The organism is Kocuria arenosa (assembly GCF_042879215.1).
In the GTDB taxonomy this organism is placed as follows: domain Bacteria; phylum Actinomycetota; class Actinomycetes; order Actinomycetales; family Micrococcaceae; genus Kocuria; species Kocuria arenosa.
On sequence record NZ_JBHZTA010000008.1, the window covers coordinates 134,000 to 153,462 of the forward strand.

17 protein-coding genes and 4 tRNA genes are annotated in these 19,463 nt (G+C 73.8%); 13 read left to right on the forward strand and 8 right to left on the reverse strand.

The window, feature by feature from the left end:
- Positions 1-93 precede the first annotated feature (93 nt).
- Together ACFYE3_RS14245 and dxs are read left to right on the forward strand one after the other, a co-directional pair.
- A complete protein-coding gene (locus ACFYE3_RS14245; protein ID WP_387610197.1) occupies positions 94-2,919 on the forward strand; it encodes an aconitate hydratase in 2,826 nt (941 codons plus the stop codon).
- 168 nt (positions 2,920-3,087) lie between these two features.
- A complete protein-coding gene (gene dxs, locus ACFYE3_RS14250; protein ID WP_387610199.1) occupies positions 3,088-5,133 on the forward strand; it encodes a 1-deoxy-D-xylulose-5-phosphate synthase in 2,046 nt (681 codons plus the stop codon).
- Between the two features lie 6 nt (positions 5,134-5,139).
- On the opposite strand, the gene ACFYE3_RS14255 is transcribed toward dxs, so the two are convergent.
- Positions 5,140-5,583 (reverse strand): Rieske (2Fe-2S) protein, encoded by a 444-nt coding sequence (locus ACFYE3_RS14255; RefSeq protein WP_387610200.1) that lies wholly within the window; start codon positions 5,581-5,583, stop codon positions 5,140-5,142.
- Positions 5,584-5,830: 247 nt separating this feature from the next.
- Between ACFYE3_RS14255 and ACFYE3_RS14260 the strand changes: the two genes are divergently transcribed.
- Positions 5,831-6,259 carry a hypothetical protein gene (locus ACFYE3_RS14260; RefSeq protein ID WP_387610202.1) on the forward strand — a complete coding sequence of 143 codons (429 nt, stop codon included), beginning with the start codon at positions 5,831-5,833 and terminating at the stop codon, positions 6,257-6,259.
- 134 nt (positions 6,260-6,393) lie between these two features.
- On the opposite strand, the gene ACFYE3_RS14265 is transcribed toward ACFYE3_RS14260, so the two are convergent.
- From ACFYE3_RS14265 to msrB, 3 genes are all read right to left on the reverse strand, one after another.
- Positions 6,394-7,740 carry an HRDC domain-containing protein gene (locus tag ACFYE3_RS14265; protein ID WP_387610204.1) on the reverse strand — a complete coding sequence of 449 codons (1,347 nt, stop codon included), beginning with the start codon at positions 7,738-7,740 and terminating at the stop codon, positions 6,394-6,396.
- 53 nt (positions 7,741-7,793) lie between these two features.
- Positions 7,794-8,462 (reverse strand): DUF3000 family protein, encoded by a 669-nt coding sequence (locus ACFYE3_RS14270; protein ID WP_387610205.1) that lies wholly within the window; start codon positions 8,460-8,462, stop codon positions 7,794-7,796.
- Positions 8,463-8,564: 102 nt separating this feature from the next.
- A complete protein-coding gene (gene msrB, locus ACFYE3_RS14275) occupies positions 8,565-8,999 on the reverse strand; it encodes a peptide-methionine (R)-S-oxide reductase MsrB (protein WP_368831738.1) in 435 nt (144 codons plus the stop codon).
- A 168-nt stretch (positions 9,000-9,167) separates the two neighbouring features.
- Between msrB and ACFYE3_RS14280 the strand changes: the two genes are divergently transcribed.
- Positions 9,168-10,481, forward strand: coding sequence for an alpha/beta hydrolase family protein (locus ACFYE3_RS14280; RefSeq protein ID WP_387610207.1), 1,314 nt, complete (start codon positions 9,168-9,170; stop codon positions 10,479-10,481).
- A 7-nt stretch (positions 10,482-10,488) separates the two neighbouring features.
- Here the strand turns inward: ACFYE3_RS14280 and ybaK are convergent, their stop codons facing one another.
- From ybaK to ACFYE3_RS14295, 3 genes are read right to left on the reverse strand one after another with little or no spacing between them, the layout of a single operon-like run.
- The gene (gene ybaK, locus ACFYE3_RS14285; RefSeq protein WP_387610209.1) at positions 10,489-10,980 is read right to left on the reverse strand and encodes a Cys-tRNA(Pro) deacylase; all 492 of its coding nucleotides are present in this window, start codon (positions 10,978-10,980) and stop codon (positions 10,489-10,491) included.
- A gap of 17 nt (positions 10,981-10,997) precedes the next feature.
- Positions 10,998-11,453: a SufE family protein gene (locus ACFYE3_RS14290; RefSeq protein WP_387610210.1), complete on the reverse strand. Its 456-nt coding sequence runs from the start codon at positions 11,451-11,453 to the stop codon at positions 10,998-11,000.
- Complete coding sequence (locus tag ACFYE3_RS14295) at positions 11,450-12,358, reverse strand: sulfurtransferase (RefSeq protein ID WP_387610212.1); 909 nt, start codon at positions 12,356-12,358, stop codon at positions 11,450-11,452. Before ACFYE3_RS14295 ends, ACFYE3_RS14290 begins: the two co-directional genes overlap by 4 nt.
- A gap of 256 nt (positions 12,359-12,614) precedes the next feature.
- On the opposite strand from ACFYE3_RS14295, the gene zapE reads away from it, so the two are divergent.
- Positions 12,615-13,676 carry a cell division protein ZapE gene (zapE, locus tag ACFYE3_RS14300; protein WP_387610214.1) on the forward strand — a complete coding sequence of 354 codons (1,062 nt, stop codon included), beginning with the start codon at positions 12,615-12,617 and terminating at the stop codon, positions 13,674-13,676.
- A 103-nt stretch (positions 13,677-13,779) separates the two neighbouring features.
- Here zapE and ACFYE3_RS14305 read toward each other — a convergent pair.
- Positions 13,780-13,851: transfer RNA gene (locus tag ACFYE3_RS14305), tRNA-Val, on the reverse strand.
- Between the two features lie 299 nt (positions 13,852-14,150).
- On the opposite strand from ACFYE3_RS14305, the gene ACFYE3_RS14310 reads away from it, so the two are divergent.
- The 8 genes from ACFYE3_RS14310 (at position 14,151) to rpe (ending at position 19,440) form a co-directional block, all read left to right on the forward strand.
- Positions 14,151-14,223 (forward strand) — tRNA-Gly (locus ACFYE3_RS14310).
- A 60-nt stretch (positions 14,224-14,283) separates the two neighbouring features.
- Positions 14,284-14,354 (forward strand) — tRNA-Cys (locus ACFYE3_RS14315).
- A gap of 50 nt (positions 14,355-14,404) precedes the next feature.
- A tRNA-Val gene (locus ACFYE3_RS14320) sits at positions 14,405-14,479 on the forward strand.
- A gap of 226 nt (positions 14,480-14,705) precedes the next feature.
- Entirely contained in the window at positions 14,706-15,560 is an 855-nt protein-coding gene (locus ACFYE3_RS14325; RefSeq protein ID WP_387610216.1) for a cytochrome, read from the forward strand.
- Positions 15,561-15,634: 74 nt separating this feature from the next.
- Positions 15,635-16,201: a peptide deformylase gene (gene def, locus ACFYE3_RS14330; protein WP_387610218.1), complete on the forward strand. Its 567-nt coding sequence runs from the start codon at positions 15,635-15,637 to the stop codon at positions 16,199-16,201.
- A 32-nt stretch (positions 16,202-16,233) separates the two neighbouring features.
- Complete coding sequence (fmt, locus tag ACFYE3_RS14335) at positions 16,234-17,157, forward strand: methionyl-tRNA formyltransferase (RefSeq protein ID WP_387610219.1); 924 nt, start codon at positions 16,234-16,236, stop codon at positions 17,155-17,157.
- Positions 17,154-18,743, forward strand: a complete 1,590-nt coding sequence (locus tag ACFYE3_RS14340) for an RsmB/NOP family class I SAM-dependent RNA methyltransferase (RefSeq protein WP_387610220.1) — start codon at positions 17,154-17,156, stop codon at positions 18,741-18,743. Before fmt ends, ACFYE3_RS14340 begins: the two co-directional genes overlap by 4 nt.
- Positions 18,744-18,774: 31 nt before the next feature.
- Positions 18,775-19,440: a ribulose-phosphate 3-epimerase gene (gene rpe / locus ACFYE3_RS14345; protein ID WP_368831747.1), complete on the forward strand. Its 666-nt coding sequence runs from the start codon at positions 18,775-18,777 to the stop codon at positions 19,438-19,440.
- Positions 19,441-19,463: the final 23 nt, after the last annotated feature.

Consider the following 19,463-nt stretch of genomic DNA (forward strand, 5'->3'; position numbering starts at 1 on the left):
TGACAGGTGATTGTTCACGGGAGAACCACCGGCGCTCCGCCGGTGTCCTCCTGCGGGCGTTTCCAAGACGGTGGCGAGAGGAGTTCCACGCATATGAGCACGGTGGACAGCTTCGGGGCCAAGGGCGTTCTCGACGTCAAAGGCACCGAGTACGAGATTTTCCGACTGAACACGCTGGAGGGTGCGCAGAAGCTCCCGTACAGCCTGAAGGTTCTGCTCGAGAACCTGTTGCGCACCGAGGACGGCGCCAACATCACCTCCGAGCACATCGAGGCCCTGGCCAACTGGGACCCCACGGCGGAGCCCAGCATCGAGATCCAGTTCACCCCGGGTCGCGTGATCATGCAGGACTTCACGGGCGTGCCCTGCATCGTGGACCTCGCCACCATGCGCGAGGCCATCGCGGACCTCGGCGGCGACCCCACCCGCGTGAACCCGCTCGCCCCGGCTGAGCTCGTGATCGACCACTCCGTGCAGATCGACTCCTTCGGCACCTCGGACTCGATCGGGATCAACATGGACATCGAGTACCAGCGCAACGGGGAGCGCTACCAGTTCCTGCGCTGGGGCCAGACCGCGTTCGACGACTTCAAGGTCGTCCCCCCGGGCATGGGCATCGTCCACCAGGTCAACATCGAGAACCTGGCCCGCGTCGTGATGACCCGCGAGGTCGACGGCGTGCTGCGCGCCTACCCGGACACCTGCGTGGGCACCGACTCGCACACCACCATGGAGAACGGCCTCGGCGTGCTCGGCTGGGGCGTGGGCGGCATCGAGGCCGAGGCCGCGATGCTCGGCCAGCCCATCTCCATGCTCATCCCGCGGGTCGTGGGCTTCAAGCTGACCGGCCAGATCCCGGCCGGCGCCACCGCCACCGACGTGGTGCTGACCATCACCGAGATGCTGCGCAAGCACGGCGTGGTCGGCAAGTTCGTCGAGTTCTACGGCGAGGGCGTCGGAGCGGTGCCCCTGGCCAACCGCGCCACCATCGGCAACATGAGCCCCGAGTTCGGCTCCACCGCCGCGATCTTCCCGATCGACGACGTCACCCTCGAGTACCTGCGCCTGACCGGACGCTCCGACGAGCAGATCGACCTCGTCGAGGCGTACGTCAAGGAACAGGGCATGTGGCACGACCCGTCCGAGGAGATCGCCTTCTCGGAGTACCTCGAGCTGGACCTCTCCACCGTGGTCCCCTCGATCTCCGGGCCGAAGCGGCCGCAGGACCGGATCGCGCTCACCGAGGCGAAGGCCCAGTTCCACGAGGACCTGCAGAACTACGCCACGAGCGTGGACGACAACGCCTCCGGCAACACCCCGGACGACCAGTCTGCCCAGTCCTTCCCGGCCTCCGACGCGCCGGCCTACATGCCGGAGCACAGCCACACCAAGAACGAGGAGCCGCGCGAGCACCACGCCTACGTGGAGTCCGACCGGCCGTCGAAGCTGGTCCCCGTGACCATGCCCGACGGCCGCGAGTTCGAGCTCGACCACGGCGCGGTCTCGATCGCGTCGATCACGTCGTGCACCAACACCTCGAACCCGTCCGTCATGATGGCCGCGGCGGTGCTGGCGCGCAACGCGGTCGAGAAGGGGCTCAAGGCCAAGCCGTGGGTCAAGACCTCGATCGCGCCGGGCTCGAAGGTCGTCACCGACTACTACGAGAAGTCCGGTCTGGTCCCGGCACTGGAGGAGCTCGGCTTCTTCGTCGTGGGCTACGGCTGCACCACCTGCATCGGCAACTCCGGTCCCCTCGAGGACGAGATCTCCCAGGCCATCCAGGACAACGACCTGGCCGTGACCTCGGTGCTCTCGGGCAACCGCAACTTCGAGGGCCGGATCAACCCGGACGTGAAGATGAACTACCTGGCGTCCCCGCCACTGGTCATCGCCTACGCCCTGGCCGGCAACATGGACTTCGACTTCGAGAACGAGTCCCTGGGCCAGGACGCCGACGGCAACGAGGTGTACCTCAAGGACATCTGGCCGGACCCGGCCGAGGTGCAGAAGATCATCGACGCGTCCATCGACACCGAGATGTTCACCTACCAGTACGGCACCATCTTCGACGGCGACGAGCGCTGGCAGAACCTGGACACCCCCACCGGCAAGACGTTCGAGTGGGACCCCGAGTCCACCTACGTCCGCAAGCCCCCGTACTTCGAGGGCATGACGATGGAGACGACCCCGGTCGAGGACATCACGGGTGCCCGCGTGCTGCTGAAGCTGGGCGACTCGGTCACGACCGACCACATCTCCCCGGCGGGCTCGTTCAAGTCCGACACCCCGGCCGGCAAGTACCTCATCGAGAACGGGGTCCAGCGCAAGGACTTCAACTCCTACGGCTCGCGCCGCGGCAACCACGAGGTCATGATCCGGGGCACCTTCGCCAACATCCGGATCAAGAACCAGCTCCTGGACGGCGTGGAGGGCGGCTACACCCGCGACTTCACGCAGGAGGGCGGCCCGCAGGCCGCCGTCTACGACGCCTCGATCAACTACCAGCAGGCCGGCGTCCCGCTGGTCGTGCTGGGCGGCAAGGAGTACGGCTCCGGGTCCTCGCGCGACTGGGCCGCGAAGGGCACCTCCCTGCTGGGCGTCAAGGCCGTCGTCGCCGAGAGCTACGAGCGCATCCACCGCTCGAACCTCATCGGCATGGGCGTGCTCCCGCTGCAGTTCCCGGCCGGTGAGTCCGCGGACTCCCTCGGCCTGGACGGCACGGAGACCTTCGACATCCAGGGCGTGACCGGGCTCAACGAGGGCACCACCCCGAAGACGCTCAAGGTCACCGCCACGAAGGAGGACGGCTCCACCGTCGAGTTCGACGCGGTCCTGCGCATCGACACGCCGGGCGAGGCGGACTACTACCGCAACGGCGGCATCCTCCAGTACGTGCTCCGGAACATCGCGAAGTCCTGATCCCAGGGCGTTCGCAGCACGCAGGGGCCCGGTCCGGGAACGGACCGGGCCCCTGCGTGCTGACGGGCCTGTCGGGGCGAACGAGTAGGATCGGGGAAGCGCGCCGCCCCGGGCCTCCGGGGGCCAGCGGCGCGAGCGACCACGACGCCGAGGACTGCGGGAGAAACCATGAGCGTGCTGGAGCGGGTGTCCGGGCCCGAGGACCTCGCGGGGCTGAGCCGAGCGGAGCTGGGCCGGCTGGCGGAGGAGATCCGCGAGTTCCTCGTCACTCACGTCTCCGCCACGGGCGGTCACCTGGGGCCCAACCTGGGGGTCGTCGAGCTGACCCTCGGGGTGCACCGGGTCTTCGACTCGCCCCGGGACTCCGTCGTCTTCGACACCGGGCACCAGTCCTACGTGCACAAGCTGCTCACCGGCCGCAAGAACTTCGAGACCCTGCGCCAGGAGGGCGGTCTCGCGGGCTACCCGGACCGCCGGGAGTCCGAGCACGACATCGTCGAGTCCTCGCACGCGTCGTCGTCCCTGTCCTGGGCCGACGGCATCTCGCGCGGCTACGCCATGACCGGCCAGCACGACCGGCACACGGTCGTGCTGGTGGGGGACGGGGCGCTGACCGGCGGCATGGCCTGGGAGGCCGTCAACAACATCGCCTCCGACCGCGACCGCAAGGTCGTCATCGTGGTCAACGACAACGGCCGCTCCTACGCTCCGACCGTGGGCGGCTTCGCCAACCACCTCGCGGAGCTCCAGGCCAGCGTGCAGCAGGGCGTGGACGCCGTGCGCACCGACCGCCGCTACGAGCAGACCCTCGAGACCGTCAAGGACCTGCTGAAGCATTCCGGCCCGGTGGGGGAGATGTTCTACCGGGGCCTGCACGGGATGAAGCAGGGCATCAAGGACGTCGTGGTGCCCCAGGGCATCTTCGAGGACCTCGGCATGAAGTACGTCGGCCCCGTCGACGGCCACGACCTCGAGGCCGTCGAGCAGGCCCTGAGCAACGCCAAGAACTACGGCGGGCCGGTCATCGTGCACGCGATCACCGAGAAGGGCCACGGCTACGGGCCCGCGACCGCGAACGTGGACGACCAGTTCCACGCCGTGGGCGTCATCGACCCCGTCACCGGCCGCTCCACGGCCACGAGCTCCGAGCGCAGCTGGACGGCGGTGTTCCGCGACGAGATCGCCCGGATCGCCGACGAGCGCGAGGACGTCGTCGGCATCACCGGCGCCATGCTCATCCCCGTGGGGCTGCAGAAGATGCAGGCCGCCCACCCCGACCGGGTCGTGGACGTGGGCATCGCCGAGCAGCACGCCATCACCATGGCCGCCGGCATGGCCTACGGCGGGCTCCACCCCGTGGTGGCCCTCTACGCGACGTTCCTCAACCGCGGCTTCGACCAGCTCCTCATGGACGTGGCGCTGCACCGGGCCGGTGTCACGGTGGTCCTCGACCGGGCCGGCGTGACCGGCCCGGACGGCCCCAGCCACCACGGCATGTGGGACCTGGCCCTGCTCCAGATCGTGCCCGGGCTCCACCTCGCCGCCCCGCGCGACGAGCCGACCCTGATCGAGGAGCTGCGCGAGGCGGTGGCCGTCGACGACGCCCCCACCGTCGTCCGGTACCCCAAGGGCGCCGTGGGCGCCCCCGTCCCGGCCGTCGAACGGCTGCCGGACGGCGTGGACGTGCTCGTGCGCCGCGGCGGGGAGAGCGGGACGGAGGGCGCCCGCCGGGACGTCCTGCTCGTGTCCGTCGGCGCCATGAGCGGGCTGGCGCTGGACGTGGCCGACCGGCTCGAGGCCCACGGCGTCTCCTCCACCGTGGTCGACCCCCGCTGGGTGCTGCCCGTGCCGGCCTCGGTCATCGAGCTCGCCGCCCAGCACCGGATCGTGGTGGTCGTCGAGGACGGCGTGCGCGCCGGCGGGATCGGCTCCCGGATCCGCCAGGAGATGCGGGCGGCGGGGGTCGACACGGCCCTCAACGAGGTGGGCCTGCCCACGGAGTTCCTCCTGCACGGCTCCCGCTCCCAGGTCCTCGCGCGGGTGGGGCTCACTGCCCAGCGCGTCGCCCAGGACACGCTGGCGTCCGTGCTCGGGACCCGGGTGCCCTACGCGCGCCCGGTGCCGGACGGGGGCACCGCCTCCGGCCAGGAGGCCGTGCCCGACACGGCCGAGGACGCCCGCGGGGCGTCGCTGCCGCGGTCGCACCGGGGCTGAGCCGGCTCAGCCGAGCAGGATCCGTCCGTCCGCCACGCTCGCGGGGTAGGGCTCCAGGCCGGTCTCGGCGGGCCCTGCCATGACCTCGCCCGTCGCGAGGTCGAACTGCGAGGAGTGGCACGGGCAGACGTAGAGCTGCTCCCGCGGGGTCACCATGCACCCCTGGTGCGGACACACGGGGGAGAACGCGACGACCGTGTCCGGGTCCGGGCGGCTCACGACGGCCTGCACGCCGTCCCGGTCGAACTTCACGGCCGAGCCCACCGGCAGGTCCTCGACGGGGCCGGCATCCACGGGGCCGGGCTCCGCGGGAGAGGAGCTGCCGGTCCCACCGGTCGCCGGCGCGTCGGCCGCGGCGCACGCGGTGAGCATGGCGGTCGAGCCGACCCCGGCCAGGCCGAGGACGGTGCGCCGGGACGGGGTGGGCGGGGTAATCGGAAGATCGGGCATCGGGGTCCTCTCGACGGCGGCATGCGGTGTCCGCCGCCAGTCTAGGTGCCGCGCTGCCGGGCGCCCGCCCGGGCCCTGCAGCCGTCCCCGCGGGATGATCGCTGTGAGCGGAGCCGCACCGCGCCGGTGTCCGCCGCGCCGGTTCATCAGTAGGATGATGAAGACATCAGTCAGCGGGACGAGCCGTGCACGACCGGCTCGGCCCCGGGCCCGGCCGCCGCGCCGGGACGGACGGAAGGACAGCACCATGATCAAGCGACTCATCTTCGTCACCGGATTCGGCGTCGGCTTCGTGGTCGGCTCGGCGTCGGGCCGCAAGAGCTACGAGGCCCTGAAGCAGAACGCCGTGAAGACCTGGCACGACCCCAAGGTGCAGGAGAAGGTATCCGAGGGCACCGACTGGGTGAAGTCCGAGGTGCCGGTGGTCGGCGGGAAGCTGGCCGACAGCGCCAAGAAGGCGGCCGACACCGTGGGCACCAAGGCCTCCGGCGCCTCCTCGTCCGTCAAGGAGAAGGTCTCCGGCTCCTCGGCCGGCGCGAGCTCCTCGGGCGGGGCCGCGTCCAGCGGGACCTCGACCACCGGCTACGCCGATCTGCAGGACGCGAAGCCGGTCACCCCGGAGAGCCCCCTGGACCCGGCCGAGCCGCACCCGGCCCCCGGCGACACGCAGCACTGACCGGCGGCACCCGCCCGCAACCCCGTTCCCCCGGGACGCGGGTCCTTGAGTGCACGGGTGCACCGATCCCGGCCCGCACAGGGCGACGGGCCCCGGCCGACGGCCGGGGCCCGTCCGCGTCCCCGGGGAAGGGCTCAGGCGGCGGGCGCGTCCTCGTCCCCGGCCGGCGGCTGGGCGTGCTCCATCTGGCGCGCCACGCGCTTGCGGGCCCGGAGCTCCCGCCACGCCGGGCCGAGGACCGGTGCCGTCAGCTCGACCTGCCAGCGGCGCGCCCCGAGGTCCCGCAGACGGTCCGCCACCGCCTGGTCCGTGGTGCTCTTGGGCGGCTGCCAGCAGAAGCGCCGCAGGTGCTCGGGGGTGAGCAGGTTCTCGGTGGGCAGCTCGTGCGCCTCGGCGAGCTCGGCCACGAGCGGCTTCAGGGCCCGCAGCCGCGCGGCGGCCTCGGGGCGCTTGACCTCCCACGCCTTCACGGGCGGCAGGGCGTCGGACTTCACCGTGAAGGGGACCAGCTCCGTCGCCGTGCGGGCCTCGGCGACCGCACGCAGCCATCGGGGCGCCTCGCGCGCCGCGAGCCGGCCGTGGAAGCCGGGGGTGGCGAGGAGCTGCGGCACGGTGCGCGGCATGGCGGTCGCCGCCGCGACCAGGGCGGCGTCCGGCAGCAGCCGCCCGGGGGCGACGTCCTTGTGCTGGGCGAGCCGCTCCCGCTCCTCCCACAGGCCGCGCAGCGCGGTGAGCTGGCGCCGGCCCTTCACCTTGTTGATCCCCGACGTCCGGCGCCACGGGTCCTGGCGCGGGGGAGCCGGCTCGGCCGTGCGCACGGCCTCGAACTCCTCCAGCGCCCACTCGAGCTTGCCCTTCTCCCGCAGCAGCTCCTCCATGGCCCAGCGCAGCTGGATGAGCATCTCCACGTCGAGCGCGGCGTAGTTCAGCCAGTCCTTCGGCAGGGGCCGCTTCGACCAGTCCACGGCGGAGTGCTCCTTCGCCAGCGTGTAGCCCAGCAGCTCCTCCGTCTCCGCGGCCAGACCCACTCGCCGGAGCCCCGCGATGCGCCCGCCCAGCTCGGTGTCGAAGAGCCGGTCCGGCTCCATGCCGAGCGCGCGCAGGGAGGGCAGGTCCTGGGTGGCCGCGTGGAGCACCCACTCGACGCCGGAGAGCGCCTCGCCCAGCACGGCCAGCGAGCCGGTGGCCTCCGGGTCGATCAGCACGGTGCCCACGCCCTCGCGCCGCAGCTGCACGAGGAAGGCGCGCTGGCCGTAGCGGAAGCCGGACGCCCGCTCGGTGTCGATGGCCGCCGGGCCGGAGCCGCCGGCGACGACGGCGGCGGCCCGCTCCAGCCCCGCCACGGTGTCGATGACGGGAGGGATCCCGTCGAACGGCGCCGCGAGGTGGACACTGTCGGGGATCTCGAAGTCCTCGAACCCGGCGACCACGGGGGTCGAGGGCTCGTCGGGCGCGGAGCGGCGGTCGGCTGGGCTGGTCAAGGAGCGTCTTCGATTCTGTGTCGGCCCCGGCGGGGGCGCGGTCGGTTCGGTGGTCAGCGGCGCGGGTGCAGCACGGTCACGCCCCGCGGGTACGGCGGCAGGCCCGCGAAGGTGCAGACCGTGTCGGCCCAGGCCGCGAGGTGCGGAGCCACGTCGGAGCCGTCGGGCGTCCAAGAGGCCCGCAGCTCGACGTCGGCCCCCTCCTCCTGGTCGCCGAGCAGGCCGAAGCCCTCGGCGAGGACCCGGGACGCGGTGCCGCCCTCCCGAGAATATCCGGCCCGGTGGCGTTGCAGGGCCTCGAGGAGCCAGGTCCAGGTGATCGCACCCGCCGTGTCGTCGCAGCCGATCTCACGGCTCGCGGCCGCCCGCGCCCAGGTGACGATGCGGAACGGTCCGCCCCACGCGGCCGGTTCGGACGGATCGTGCAGGAGCACGAAGCGCCCCGTGGCCAACTCGTCGTCCGGGGCGCCGGTCACCCGGTCCGGGACTGCGGCCCCACCGCTCGCCGGCACCGCTCCCGGACCTGCCGCGAGAGCCGGGGCGCGGGACGGGACGGGCGGTCGCCGCACCTCGGCGCGCACCGCGGCGGCGAACGGGGCGAGGTGCGTGGGGGCGGGGATCGCCGTGAGCTCCACGCCCTCCCGGTGGCCGGAGCGGCGCAGCTGCTCGAGGGCGTCCTGGAAGTCCTGGTACACCTCGGACAGGCCGTTCACCGCGCTCACACTGGAAGGGTAGGCGGTCGGGGCGCCCGGGACGGCCGTGCCACGCCGCGCGGGCTCGATCGGCGTGGTCCGGGTCACCCGGTCCCGCCCGGGCGGGACCGCTCAGGAGGTGGCGGGCACGAGGCGGACGGAGACGGAGTTGATGCAGTACCGGAGGTCCGTGGGGGTGGGGAAGCCCTCCCCGCCGAAGACGTGGCCCATGTGCGAGTCGCAGGCGGCGCACCGGACCTCCACCCGCTCCATGCCCAGGGCGGTGTCCTTGATGTAGCGGACCCGGTCCTCGGCCAGCGGGGCGTAGAAGGAGGGCCAGCCGCAGTGCGCGTCGAACTTGGTGTCGGAGCGGAACAGCTCCGCGCCGCACGCGCGGCACTCGTAGACGCCCTCGGCCTTCGTGTCCCAGTACTCGCCGGTGAAGGGCCGCTCCGTGCCGGCCTCGCGGAGCACGTGGTACTCCTCCGGGGACAGGATCGATCGCCAGTCCTCCTCGGTCCGTCCGGTGGCGTCGGGGCGGTCGCCGTGCCTGGTGGTCTCGCTCATGGTGTCGTCCTCCGGGATGTGGTCGGTGCTCCGGGGAGCGGGCCCCGTGCGGGGCCCGCCCGGCGGTCCGCGCGGGGCGGCTCGGCGCCGGACGGGCACGGACCGCCCGGCCAGCACAACGACGCGTCCCTCCCGGTTATGCCCGTGCTGCGTGGAAGACTGGGGGGTATGCCTCGTCGACCCCTGCCGGTCCCCGCAGCCCCCGAGCCCCAGTCCGCGACGCAGTGGGCGCGCGGCGCCGTGGTGGGCGCGGCCGTCACCGTGGGGGCGGCGTCCCTGTCCTTCGGGCTCTCGAGCGCGGCGGCCGCCTACTTCGCGCGGCAGGTGGTGGTCCCGCCGAAGTACCGCTCCGAGGACCTGCAGATCCTCGGTGTCACCCGCACCGGCGAGGACGGCGACCCGTCCGCGACGACGCTCGTGCGGCTCCCGGCCACGGTGGACACGACCGTCGCGGGGACCTACAGCCTGCGCTTCGACGCGGGGCGCGGTCACGCCCGGATCGGCGCCATCCGCTCCTACTCCCCCCAGGAGGGCACCGTGACCCGGGTGGTCGAGGAGGTCTACTCGGGGGACCTCCTCCGGGCGACCCGCGGCTTCTGGTCCGGGACGGTCTACCCGGACCCCGGGGCGGCGGGACTGCCGTTCGAGGAGGTGGAGATCCCGATCGAGGTCGGGCCTGCGCCCTGCTGGGTGGTCCCCGCCGACGGCGGCCCGACCCCGGAGGGCGAGCGGCCCCGGGAGCTCCCGGGGCCGTGGGCGATCATGGTGCACGGCCGCGGCGCCAACCGGATGGAGACCGTCCGTGCCGTGCCGGTGGCGCGGGAGCTCGGGCTGACCTCCCTGCTGATCTCCTACCGCAACGACCGGGAGGCGCCGCCCACGCACGACTTCCGGTACGGGCTGGGCTTCACGGAGTGGAAGGACGTGCAGACGGCGATCAGCTACGCGAAGTCCCGGGGCGCCACCCAGATCGTGCTCTTCGGCTGGTCGATGGGCGGGGCGATCTCGCTGCAGACCGCGGACCTGTCCTTCTACCGGGACGACATCGCGGCCCTCGTGCTCACCGGCCCGGTGGTCGACTGGTTCGAGCTGATCGCCCACCACTCCCGCACCCGCCGCATCCCCTCGGGGATCGGCCGGCTGGCCACGAACCTGATCTCCCACCCGGCCGGGCGGATGCTGACCGGTCTCGCCGCGCCGGTGGACCTCCAGGCCCTCGACTGGCTCTCCCGGTCCGAGCACCTGCGCACGCCCACGCTGGTGCTGCACTCCGTGGACGACGAGTTCGTCCCGGCCGCCAGCTCCCGCCGGCTCGCAGAGCTGAACCGGCTCGTGGAGTTCGTCCCCTTCGCCCGTGCCCGGCACACCAAGGAGTGGAACGTGGACCCGCAGCGGTGGGAGGACGCCGTGCGGCGCTGGCTGCCGGGCCCGCTGGCCCAGGACGCCCGGACCTTCGAGCCCGTGCGCGCGCGGCGGCGCTGAGGACCGCTCAGGACCGCAGCGCGGCGGTGCGCCCCCCCGTGAGCCGCAGCAGCTCGGCCGGCGGCAGCTCGACGTCGAGGCCGCGGCGCCCGCCGGAGACGAGGACCGTGGACCACGCCTCCGCGGAGTCGTCGAGCAGGGTGGGGGAGGGCGTCTTCTGCCCGAGGGGCGAGATCCCGCCCACCACGTAGCCGGTGCGCCGCTCCGCGAGCCGGGGATCGGCCATGGCCGCCCGCTTCCAGCCCAGGGCGGCCGCGGCCGCCCGCAGGGACAGCCGCGCGGAGACGGGCAGCACCGCGACCGCCCACTCCCGCTCGTGCACGACCAGCAGCGTCTTGAACACCTGCTCCGGGTCGCGCCCGAGCGCGGCGGCGGCCTCCAGGCCGAAGGACGCCGCCGCCGGGTCGTGGGCGTACTCGTGCAGGGTGAAGTCCACCCGCTCGCGCGCCAGGAGCGCGACGGCGGCGGTGGGGCCCGCGCCGCGGGACGCCTTCGCCATCCGGGTGCCCCGGGTCCTCAGGCGTCCTGGAGCTCGCGGACGCGCCGCTTGATCCGGGCCAGCATCGCGGACATCCCGCGCATCCGCAGCGGCGACACCAGCTGGGTGAGCCCGAAGCGCTCCGGCAGGTCGTCGGGGACGTCCAGGACCTGCTGGGCCGGGAGCCCGTCGAGGCCCTCGTGCAGGATCGAGGCGAACCCGCGGGTGGTCGGGGCCTCGGCCGGGGCGGAGAAGAATAGCCGCACCGGGGCGCCGGGACCCGGGGCGGCGCCCTCCTCCCACTCGACCGTCAGGAACAGCGGGGACTGGCACTCGACGACCTGCTCGAGCTCCTCCGGGTGCTCGCCCAGGCGGTCCGGCAGCGCCGGCAGGGAGCGGGAGAAGTCGAGCAGCAGCTCGAGCTTGTCCTCCTGCGGCACGGCCGTGAAGTCCGCGACGAGCTCCTCGAGCTGGGCGGGCAGCGCCCCGCTCATCGGCCCGACCCCGGGACCTCGCCGCGCTCCTCGCCGCGGACGATCGGCACGCGCACGGAGTTGCCCCACTCGGTCCAGGAGCCGTCGTAGTTGCGGACCTTCTCGTAGCCCAGCAGGTGCTTCAGCACGAACCAGGTGTGGCTGGAGCGCTCGCCGATGCGGCAGTACGCGATGATGTCGTCGTCGTCGGAGAGCCCGACCTCGTCGCGGTAGATCGCCTCGAGCTCCGCGCGCGAGCGGAACGTGGCGTCCTCGGCGGCGGCCCGCGCCCACGGCACGGACGCCGCGGTCGGGATGTGCCCGCCGCGCAGCGTGCCCTCCTGGGGGTACTCGGGCATGTGCGTGCGCTCGCCCGTGTACTCCGGCAGGGACCGGACGTCGATCAGCGGCTGCTCGCCCAGGTGCGCCAGCACGTCCTCCTGGTAGGCGCGGATCGGCGCGTCGTCGCGCTCGACCACGGGGTAGTCGGCGCGCTCGGGCACGACCTTCTCCGTGGACAGCTCCCGCCCCTCGGCGGCCCACTTGTCCCGCCCGCCGTTCATGAGCCGCACGTCCGGGTGGCCGAACAGCTCGAACACCCACAGCGCGTAGGCGGCCCACCAGTTGGACTTGTCCCCGTAGACCACGATCGTGGTGTCGCGGGAGATGCCCTTGCGCGCCATGAGCTCGGCGAACTCCGCCGCGTCGACGTAGTCGCGGGTGTCGGGGCGGTTGAGGTCGGTGTGCCAGTCGATCTTCACGGCGCCGGGCACGTGGCCGGTCTCGTAGAGCAGGACGTCCTCGTCCGACTCGACCACGACGACTCCCGGGTCGTCCAGGTGCTCGGCGACCCACTGGGTGGACACGAGTCGTTCGGGGTGCGCGTACTGCGCGAATTCTTCGTTGTTCTCCACGGCAACGCCCATGGGGACTCCTTCCGGGGTGGGGATCAGGGGCACGGGTCCTCGCGGACCGGTTTCCCCTCCAGGGTAGTGGTCCCGGCGGCGGGCCGCCCCGCCGGGGGAGTCGCGGAGGCACCGTCGCGTCGCCGGCGGGGCGGATTTCGCGGCGGGCGCCCCCCGGGCGACGGGCAGCCGGTAAAATCGGCGGAGCACGCGCGTGCGCCGCTCGGCGCGCCGTACCAGCGAACCGCCGGGCCCGGCGGACAGAGAGGTCTCCTACGTGAGCATCCAGATCGAACACCTCACCGAGCGGCGCCCCCAGGTGTCGGCCGACGAACTGCTGTCGGCGTTCCGGCCCTCGGAGCGCTTCGGGGAGGTCTCGTTCGACACCTACCGCCCCGACCCGCAGCAGCCGTCCCAGGCCGAGGCGGTGCGGGAGCTGCGGAAGTTCGCGGACTCCGTCAACCGCTCGACCGGCTCCGGCGGCGGGTTCTTCACCAAGCTCTTCGGCGGGGGGCCCCGCAAGGACGAGGTGCGGACGGGGATCTACCTCGACGGCGGCTTCGGGGTGGGCAAGACCCACCTGCTCGCGTCGCTGTGGCACGCGGTCCCCGGCCCGAAGGCGTTCGGCACCTTCGTGGAGTACACCAACCTCGTGGGAGCCCTGACGTTCCGCAAGGCCGTCGACGCCCTGAGCGCCTACAACCTGGTGTGCATCGACGAGTTCGAGCTCGACGACCCCGGGGACACGGTCCTCATGTCCCGGCTGATGCGCGAGCTGGCCGACTCCGGCGTGCGGATCGCGGCGACGTCCAACACGCTGCCCGGCTCCCTCGGCGAGGGCCGCTTCGCCGCCCAGGACTTCCAGCGGGAGATCCAGGTGCTGGCCGACCAGTTCGAGGTGCAGCGCATCGACGGCGAGGACTTCCGGCACCGGGGTCTGCCGCAGGCCCCGGCGCCGCTGGCGGACGACGAGCTCGACCGGGCCGTGGAGGAGCACTTCCCGGGCCGTGTCGTGGCCGCCGACCGGTTCGCCGACCTCGTGGAGCACCTCGCGGGCGTGCACCCCTCCCGGTACCGCAAGCTGCTCGAGGGGATCGACGCCGTGGTCTGGCGCGACGTGCACACCATCGAGCAGCAGGCCGTGGCCCTGCGCTTCGTGGTGCTGGCGGACCGGCTCTACGACAAGAACCTGCCGATCATCGCCTCCGGCCGGCCCTTCGACGAGGTCTTCACCGCGGAGATGATGGCCGGCGGCTACCAGAAGAAGTACTTCCGCGCCGTCTCCCGCCTCACGGCCCTCGCCCGCGAGGGCATCCTCGGGGACGTCTCCGCGGTCTGAGCGCCGGGGCCCCGGACCGGATCCGCGGCGGTCGCGGCTCCGCACGGCGACGACAGAGGGCCCCGGCTGAGAATCTCAGCCGGGGCCCTCTGGGCAGAACTCGTGCGCGATACTGGGTTCGAACCAGTGACCTCTTCGGTGTGAACGAAGCGCGCTACCACTGCGCCAATCGCGCTCACTGCTCGAAAACCATAACCCACATCCCGGCCGCGGGCCAATTCGGGGGCGGGCACGGCCCCCCGGTCCCCGCCGCGCTCCGGCCGCCGAGGGGATTTGGCGTTTCGGAAATGGGTCCCGTAAAGTCTCCACCTGTCAGGAACACCGACGGGTTCCGGCGAGAGGACCGGCTGCGAGGCCGCCCTGTACCCCGGGTCCGTCTACCCCGGTACGCCCCGGCCCGGCACGAACACCGCCGGAACGGGTTGTGCTAGAGTTCCTGTTCGGAAGATCGAGAGATCGGCCGAAGCAAGACATGCGGACGTAGCTCAGCTGGTAGAGCACCACCTTGCCATGGTGGATGTCGCGGGTTCGACTCCCGTCGTCCGCTCGCAGTGATCGGCATGAACGATGTCGTGACCGACGGCCCTGTCCGCAAGGACCAGGTCCCGGTGGGGTGGCCGAGTGGTTAGGCAGCGGCCTGCAAAGCCGTCTACGCGGGTTCGAATCCCGTCTCCACCTCGGTGCACACCCACCACGCTTGACGGTCTCCCTCGGGAACCGCCGGTCGAGCGCGATTGGCGCAGCGGTAGCGCGCTTCCCTGACACGGAAGAGGTCACTGGTTCGATCCCAGTATCGCGCACCACCTGGAAGGCCCCGGCTCCACGAGCCGGGGCCTTCGTCGTGCCCGCGGTCCGCCCCGGTCCCGGGCACGACCCCGGAACAGCACCGGGGCGGGCGCGGGGACGGCACCGCACGGCGGGCTCCACGGCGTCCCGTGTCCGAGGCGGTCGGTAGCCTGCGGGCCAGGACCCGGAGCATCGGGACCGCCCCGGGCCCCGGGGCGACGCGAGGGAGAGGCGACGAGCAGCGTGACACAGCCCAGGCTGGCGGAACAGACCGAGTACGGACGGATGTACGCGAGGTCCGTCGCGGACCAGGCGACCGTCCCCTCCATCACCACGGTCCTCTCCCGGGCCGCCACGGACCTGGACGGCTGGTACGGCTACTCCGCCGCCCAGGCCGCCGTGCGGGACGACCGGCTGCGCGCGGCCCTGGGCTCGCCGGCCCAGCTGCGCGCCGTGGTGCGCGACGCGGCCAAGGCCGCCGAACGGCACCGCGACGAGGCCGCGGCGCGCGGGGACCGCGTGCACACCTACGCCGAACAGATCGCCCTGCGGGCCCTCGGCCGGCCTCACCGGGCGGCGGACGCCCGCGCCGCCCTGGCCGAGCACGGTGAGGAGCGCTTCGCCTCGCGCTTCGACGAGTGGTGGGATCTCTACGCCCCCGAACCGCTCGCGGTGGAGGTCACGGTGTGGAACTCCACCGTGGGCTACGCGGGGACCCTCGACCTGGTGGCCCGGATCGCGGGCAAGGTGTGCCTGATCGACTACAAGACGAAGGGCACGGACCGGGACGGGCGCGTGAAGTCCCTCGACCCGAAGGTCGTGACCCAGCTCGTGGCCGGCCTCAAGGCGGAGGAGTCCCTCGTGGACGCGGAGGCCGGCACCTGGGAGCCGTGGGCCTACGGCAGCGCGGACCTGCTGCTGGGCGTGGCGGTCGGCGAGACGGAGGTCGTGCCCGTGCAGGCGGTCCCGGCGGTGCTCGAGCAGCACTGGTACAAGTTCTGCGCCCTGCACCGGCTGTGGACCCAGGAGACGGCCCTCGCCGCGGCCGGGCCGGCCCTGCGCCCGGTGCCGCCGCCGCCGCTGCGCGAGCAGCCGTAGGCCCGGAGCGCCCCGCGTGCCCGCGGGGGGACGGGTGGCCCGTAGACTTGCCGGGTCGAGAGCGAGGTCCCTCCATGTCCGTCCTGCCCATCCGCACCATCGGTGATCCCGTCCTGCGCACCCGCGCGGAGGAGGTCACGGCCTTCGACGACGCCCTGCGCCGGCTCGTCGCAGACATGCACGAGACGATGCTCGACGTCGGGGGCGTCGGACTCGCCGCGCCCCAGGTCGGCGTCAGCGTGCGGCTGTTCACCTGGGCGGTCGAGGGCAGCGAGGGGCACGTGGTCAACCCGGTCCTGGAGCTGGGCGAGGAGCCCCAGGAGGGCGGCGAGGGCTGCCTCTCCGTCCCGGGCCTGGCCTACGACACCCCGCGCCGGAACTGGGCCAGGGTCACGGGCCTCGACCAGCACGGCGCGCCCGTGGCCGTCGAGGGCACCGGTCTGCTGGCGCGCTGCCTGCAGCACGAGACCGACCACCTGGACGGGCGCCTCTACGTCGACCGCCTGGTCGGTGCCCCCAAGAAGGACGCCATGCGGGCCATCCGCGCCGCCGACTACGACGGCGTGGTGCGCGGTGTGGCCGGGCAGCGCGCCGCGCACGTGGGCACCTCCTTCGGCGCCGGCCCGTCCCGCCCCGCCTGAGCCCCCCACCCTCCCCACCCGTCAGGAGAGCCGTGAAGATCCTCTACGCCGGCACGCCGTCCGTCGCCGTGCCGTCCCTGGTCCACCTGGCCGAGCGGCCCGACGTCGAGATCGTGGCCGTGCTCACCCGCACCGACGCCCCTGTGGGGCGCAAGAAGGTGCTCACCCCCTCGCCCGTGGCCGAGGAGGCCGGGAGGCGGGGCCTGCCCGTGCTCAAGGCCAACCGGGTGGACGCGGAGCTGACCGAGCGGATCCGGGAGCTGGGCGCGGACGTGGCCGCCGTCGTCGCCTACGGGGCCCTGGTCCCGCAGGCCGCCCTGGACGCCGTGCCGCACGGCTGGATCAATCTGCACTTCTCCCTGCTGCCGCAGTGGCGCGGCGCCGCCCCCGTCCAGCGCGCCCTCATGGCCGGGGACACGGTGGTTGGGGCCAGCACCTTCCTGCTGGAGGCCGGTCTCGACACCGGGCCCGTCCTGGGCACCATGACCGACGAGGTCCGTCCCGACGACACCGCCGGGGCGGTCCTGGAGCGCCTGTCCCGCACCGCGGCGCCGCTGCTGGCGGACTCCCTGCGCGCCGTGGTCGACGGCTCCGCCCGCCCTGCGCCGCAGCAGGGCGACGCGACCCACGCCCCGAAGCTCACCGCCGAGGACGGGCGGGTCCGCTGGACGGACCCCGCCGTGGCCGTGGCCCACCGGGTGCGCGGGGCGACCCCCGAGCCCGGGGCCTGGACCCTGCTCGACGACCGCCGGCTCAAGCTCGACCGCGTGGCGCCCCGGCCCGACGTCCGGGGCCTCGCCCCGGGCCGGTGCGTCCTGCGCGGGGACGCCGTGCTCGTGGGCACGGGCTCGTACGCGGTCCAGCTCACGCGGGTGCAGCCGGCGGGGAAGAAGACCATGGAGGCCACCGCCTGGGCGCGGGGCCGCAGCACGGAGGGCGAGGTGGTGTTCCAGTGAGCGAGCGCGAGGACGGGCAGCGCGGCGACCGGCGAGGCGACCGCGACCGGCGGCCGGGAGGCGCGCGGCGCAACGCGAGGGGGCACGAGCGCAACCGGCGGGCGCAGACCGACCGGGCCTTCTCCTCCGCCGCGCCCGCTGGGCGGACGCGGCGGGCCGATCCGGCCCGCCTGGCGGCGTTCGAGACCCTGCGCGCAGTGTCCGAGGAGGGCGCCTACGGCAATCTCGTGCTCCCGAAGCTCGTCCGGGCCCACCGCCTGGACCGGCGGGACGCGGGCTTCGCCACGGAGCTGGCCTACGGAGCGCTGCGCTGGCAGGGCACCTGGGACGCCGTGCTGGCCCGGTGCGTCGACCGCCCCCTGGCCGAGCTCGACGGCGCGGTGCTGGACGCCCTGCGCCTGGGCACCCACCAGCTGCTGGCCATGCGGGTGCCCGACCACGCGGCCCTCGACCAGACGGTGGGCCTCGTCCGGGCCGTCGTCGGGGCGGGCCCCGGCGGGCTCGTCAACGCGGTGCTGCGCAAGGTCGCGGCCCGGGACCTGCCCGCGTGGGTGGAGGAGCTCACCGCCGACGCCCCCGACGAGACCGCCCGCCTCGGCCTGGCCCACGCCCACCCGGCGTGGGTGGTCCGGGCCCTGCGCCAGGCGCTCACCGCCCACGGCCGGGACGCCGCCGAGATCGAGGCCCTGCTAGAGGCGGACAACGATGCCCCCGTGGTCAACCTCGTCGCCCTGCCCGGTCTCGGCGACCTCGACGAGGCGCTCGCCGCGGGCGCGGAGCAGGGGGCCCTCGTCCCGGGCTCCGCGCTGAGCAGCGGCGGCGACCTGCACCGGCTGGCGTCCGTGCGCGAGGGCGGGGTCCGCGTCCAGGACGCCGGGTCCCAGCTCGTGGCCCGTGCCCTGGTGGCCGCCGGACAGGGCGCCGACGGCGGGGCGGAGGGCGGTCGATGGCTGGACCTGTGCGCCGGCCCGGGCGGGAAGGCGGCCCTGCTCGCTGCGCTCGCCGACCGGCAGGGGGCCCACCTGACGGCCAACGAGGTTGCCCCGCACCGGGCCGAGCTCGTGCGCCGGGCCCTGCGGCCCGTCCCGGAGCACGCCTGGACGGTGCGCACGGGGGACGGCCGCAGCGCCGACGAGCTGCTCGGCGGACGACCCGCGGAGCAGGCCGGCTTCGACCGGGTGCTCGTCGACGCCCCGTGCACGGGCCTCGGGGCGCTGCGCCGCCGCCCGGAGTCCCGCTGGCGGCGCAGCCCCCGGGACCTGGCCGAGCTCGGGCCGCTGCAGCGGGAGCTGCTGCACGCCGCCCTGGACGTCGCCCGCCCCGGCGGCCTGGTCGCCTACGCGACCTGCTCCCCGCACGCGGCCGAGACCCTCACCGTGGTCCAGGACGTGCTGGCCGGCCGCCGGGACGCCGAGCTGGTCGACGCCCTGGAGCCGGTCCGGGCCGCGGCCCTGTCCGGCGGCCTCGACGGGGACCGCGACCCGTCCCGCCCGTGGGCGGGGGACACCGGCCCCGCGACCGTCCAGCTGTGGCCGCACGTCCACGGCACGGACGCCATGTTCCTGGCCCTGCTGCGCAAGCGCTGACGCCCCGACCGACCACCCACCAGGAGTCCCCGTGCCCCGAACCTGCATCCACCCCTCGATCCTCTCCGCCGACTTCGTCAACCTCGAGTCCGAGCTGGGCCGGATCGCCGCCGCCGACGCCGTGCACGTGGACGTCATGGACAACCACTTCGTCCCGAACCTGACGCTGGGCATGCCCCTCGTGGAACGGATCCTGGCCGTCAGCCCCCTCCCGTTGGACGTGCACCTCATGATCGAGGACGCGGACCGCTGGGCCGCCGGTTACGCCGAGCTCGGCTGCGAGTCGGTCACCTTCCACGCCGAGGCCGCCCGCGCCCCGCTCAAGCTGGCCCGCGAGCTGCGCGCCCACGGGGCTCGGGCCGGGATGGCACTGCGCCCCGCGACCCCCGTGGAGCCGTACCTCGACCTGCTGCCGGAGCTGGACATGCTCCTGGTCATGACGGTGGAGCCGGGCTTCGGCGGCCAGGCCTTCCTCGACGTCACGCTGCCGAAGATCCGGCGGGCCGCCGAGGCGATCCGGGCGGGCGGGGGACGGGTGGCCCTGCAGGTGGACGGCGGGATCACGGCGGAGACCATCGTGCGGGCCGCGGAGGCGGGGGCCGACACGTTCGTGGCGGGCTCCGCCGTCTACGGCGCGGAGGACCCCGGGGCCGCGATCACGGCCCTGCGCGGGGCGGCCCGCGCCGCGCAGGCCTGAGCCGTCCGGCGGCGGGCCGCCGC

What these genes read in the sequence shown, in the direction of transcription:
- ACFYE3_RS14245 (WP_387610197.1), top strand. Translation starts at nt 94, where the DNA reads ATGAGCACGGTGGACAGCTTCGGGGCCAAGGGCGTTCTCGACGTCAAA.
- dxs (WP_387610199.1), top strand. Translation starts at nt 3,088, where the DNA reads ATGAGCGTGCTGGAGCGGGTGTCCGGGCCCGAGGACCTCGCGGGGCTG.
- ACFYE3_RS14255 (WP_387610200.1), bottom strand. Translation starts at nt 5,583, where the DNA reads ATGCCCGATCTTCCGATTACCCCGCCCACCCCGTCCCGGCGCACCGTC.
- ACFYE3_RS14260 (WP_387610202.1), top strand. Translation starts at nt 5,831, where the DNA reads ATGATCAAGCGACTCATCTTCGTCACCGGATTCGGCGTCGGCTTCGTG.
- msrB (WP_368831738.1), bottom strand. Translation starts at nt 8,999, where the DNA reads ATGAGCGAGACCACCAGGCACGGCGACCGCCCCGACGCCACCGGACGG.
- ACFYE3_RS14280 (WP_387610207.1), top strand. Translation starts at nt 9,168, where the DNA reads ATGCCTCGTCGACCCCTGCCGGTCCCCGCAGCCCCCGAGCCCCAGTCC.
- ybaK (WP_387610209.1), bottom strand. Translation starts at nt 10,980, where the DNA reads ATGGCGAAGGCGTCCCGCGGCGCGGGCCCCACCGCCGCCGTCGCGCTC.
- ACFYE3_RS14290 (WP_387610210.1), bottom strand. Translation starts at nt 11,453, where the DNA reads ATGAGCGGGGCGCTGCCCGCCCAGCTCGAGGAGCTCGTCGCGGACTTC.
- ACFYE3_RS14295 (WP_387610212.1), bottom strand. Translation starts at nt 12,358, where the DNA reads ATGGGCGTTGCCGTGGAGAACAACGAAGAATTCGCGCAGTACGCGCAC.
- def (WP_387610218.1), top strand. Translation starts at nt 15,635, where the DNA reads ATGTCCGTCCTGCCCATCCGCACCATCGGTGATCCCGTCCTGCGCACC.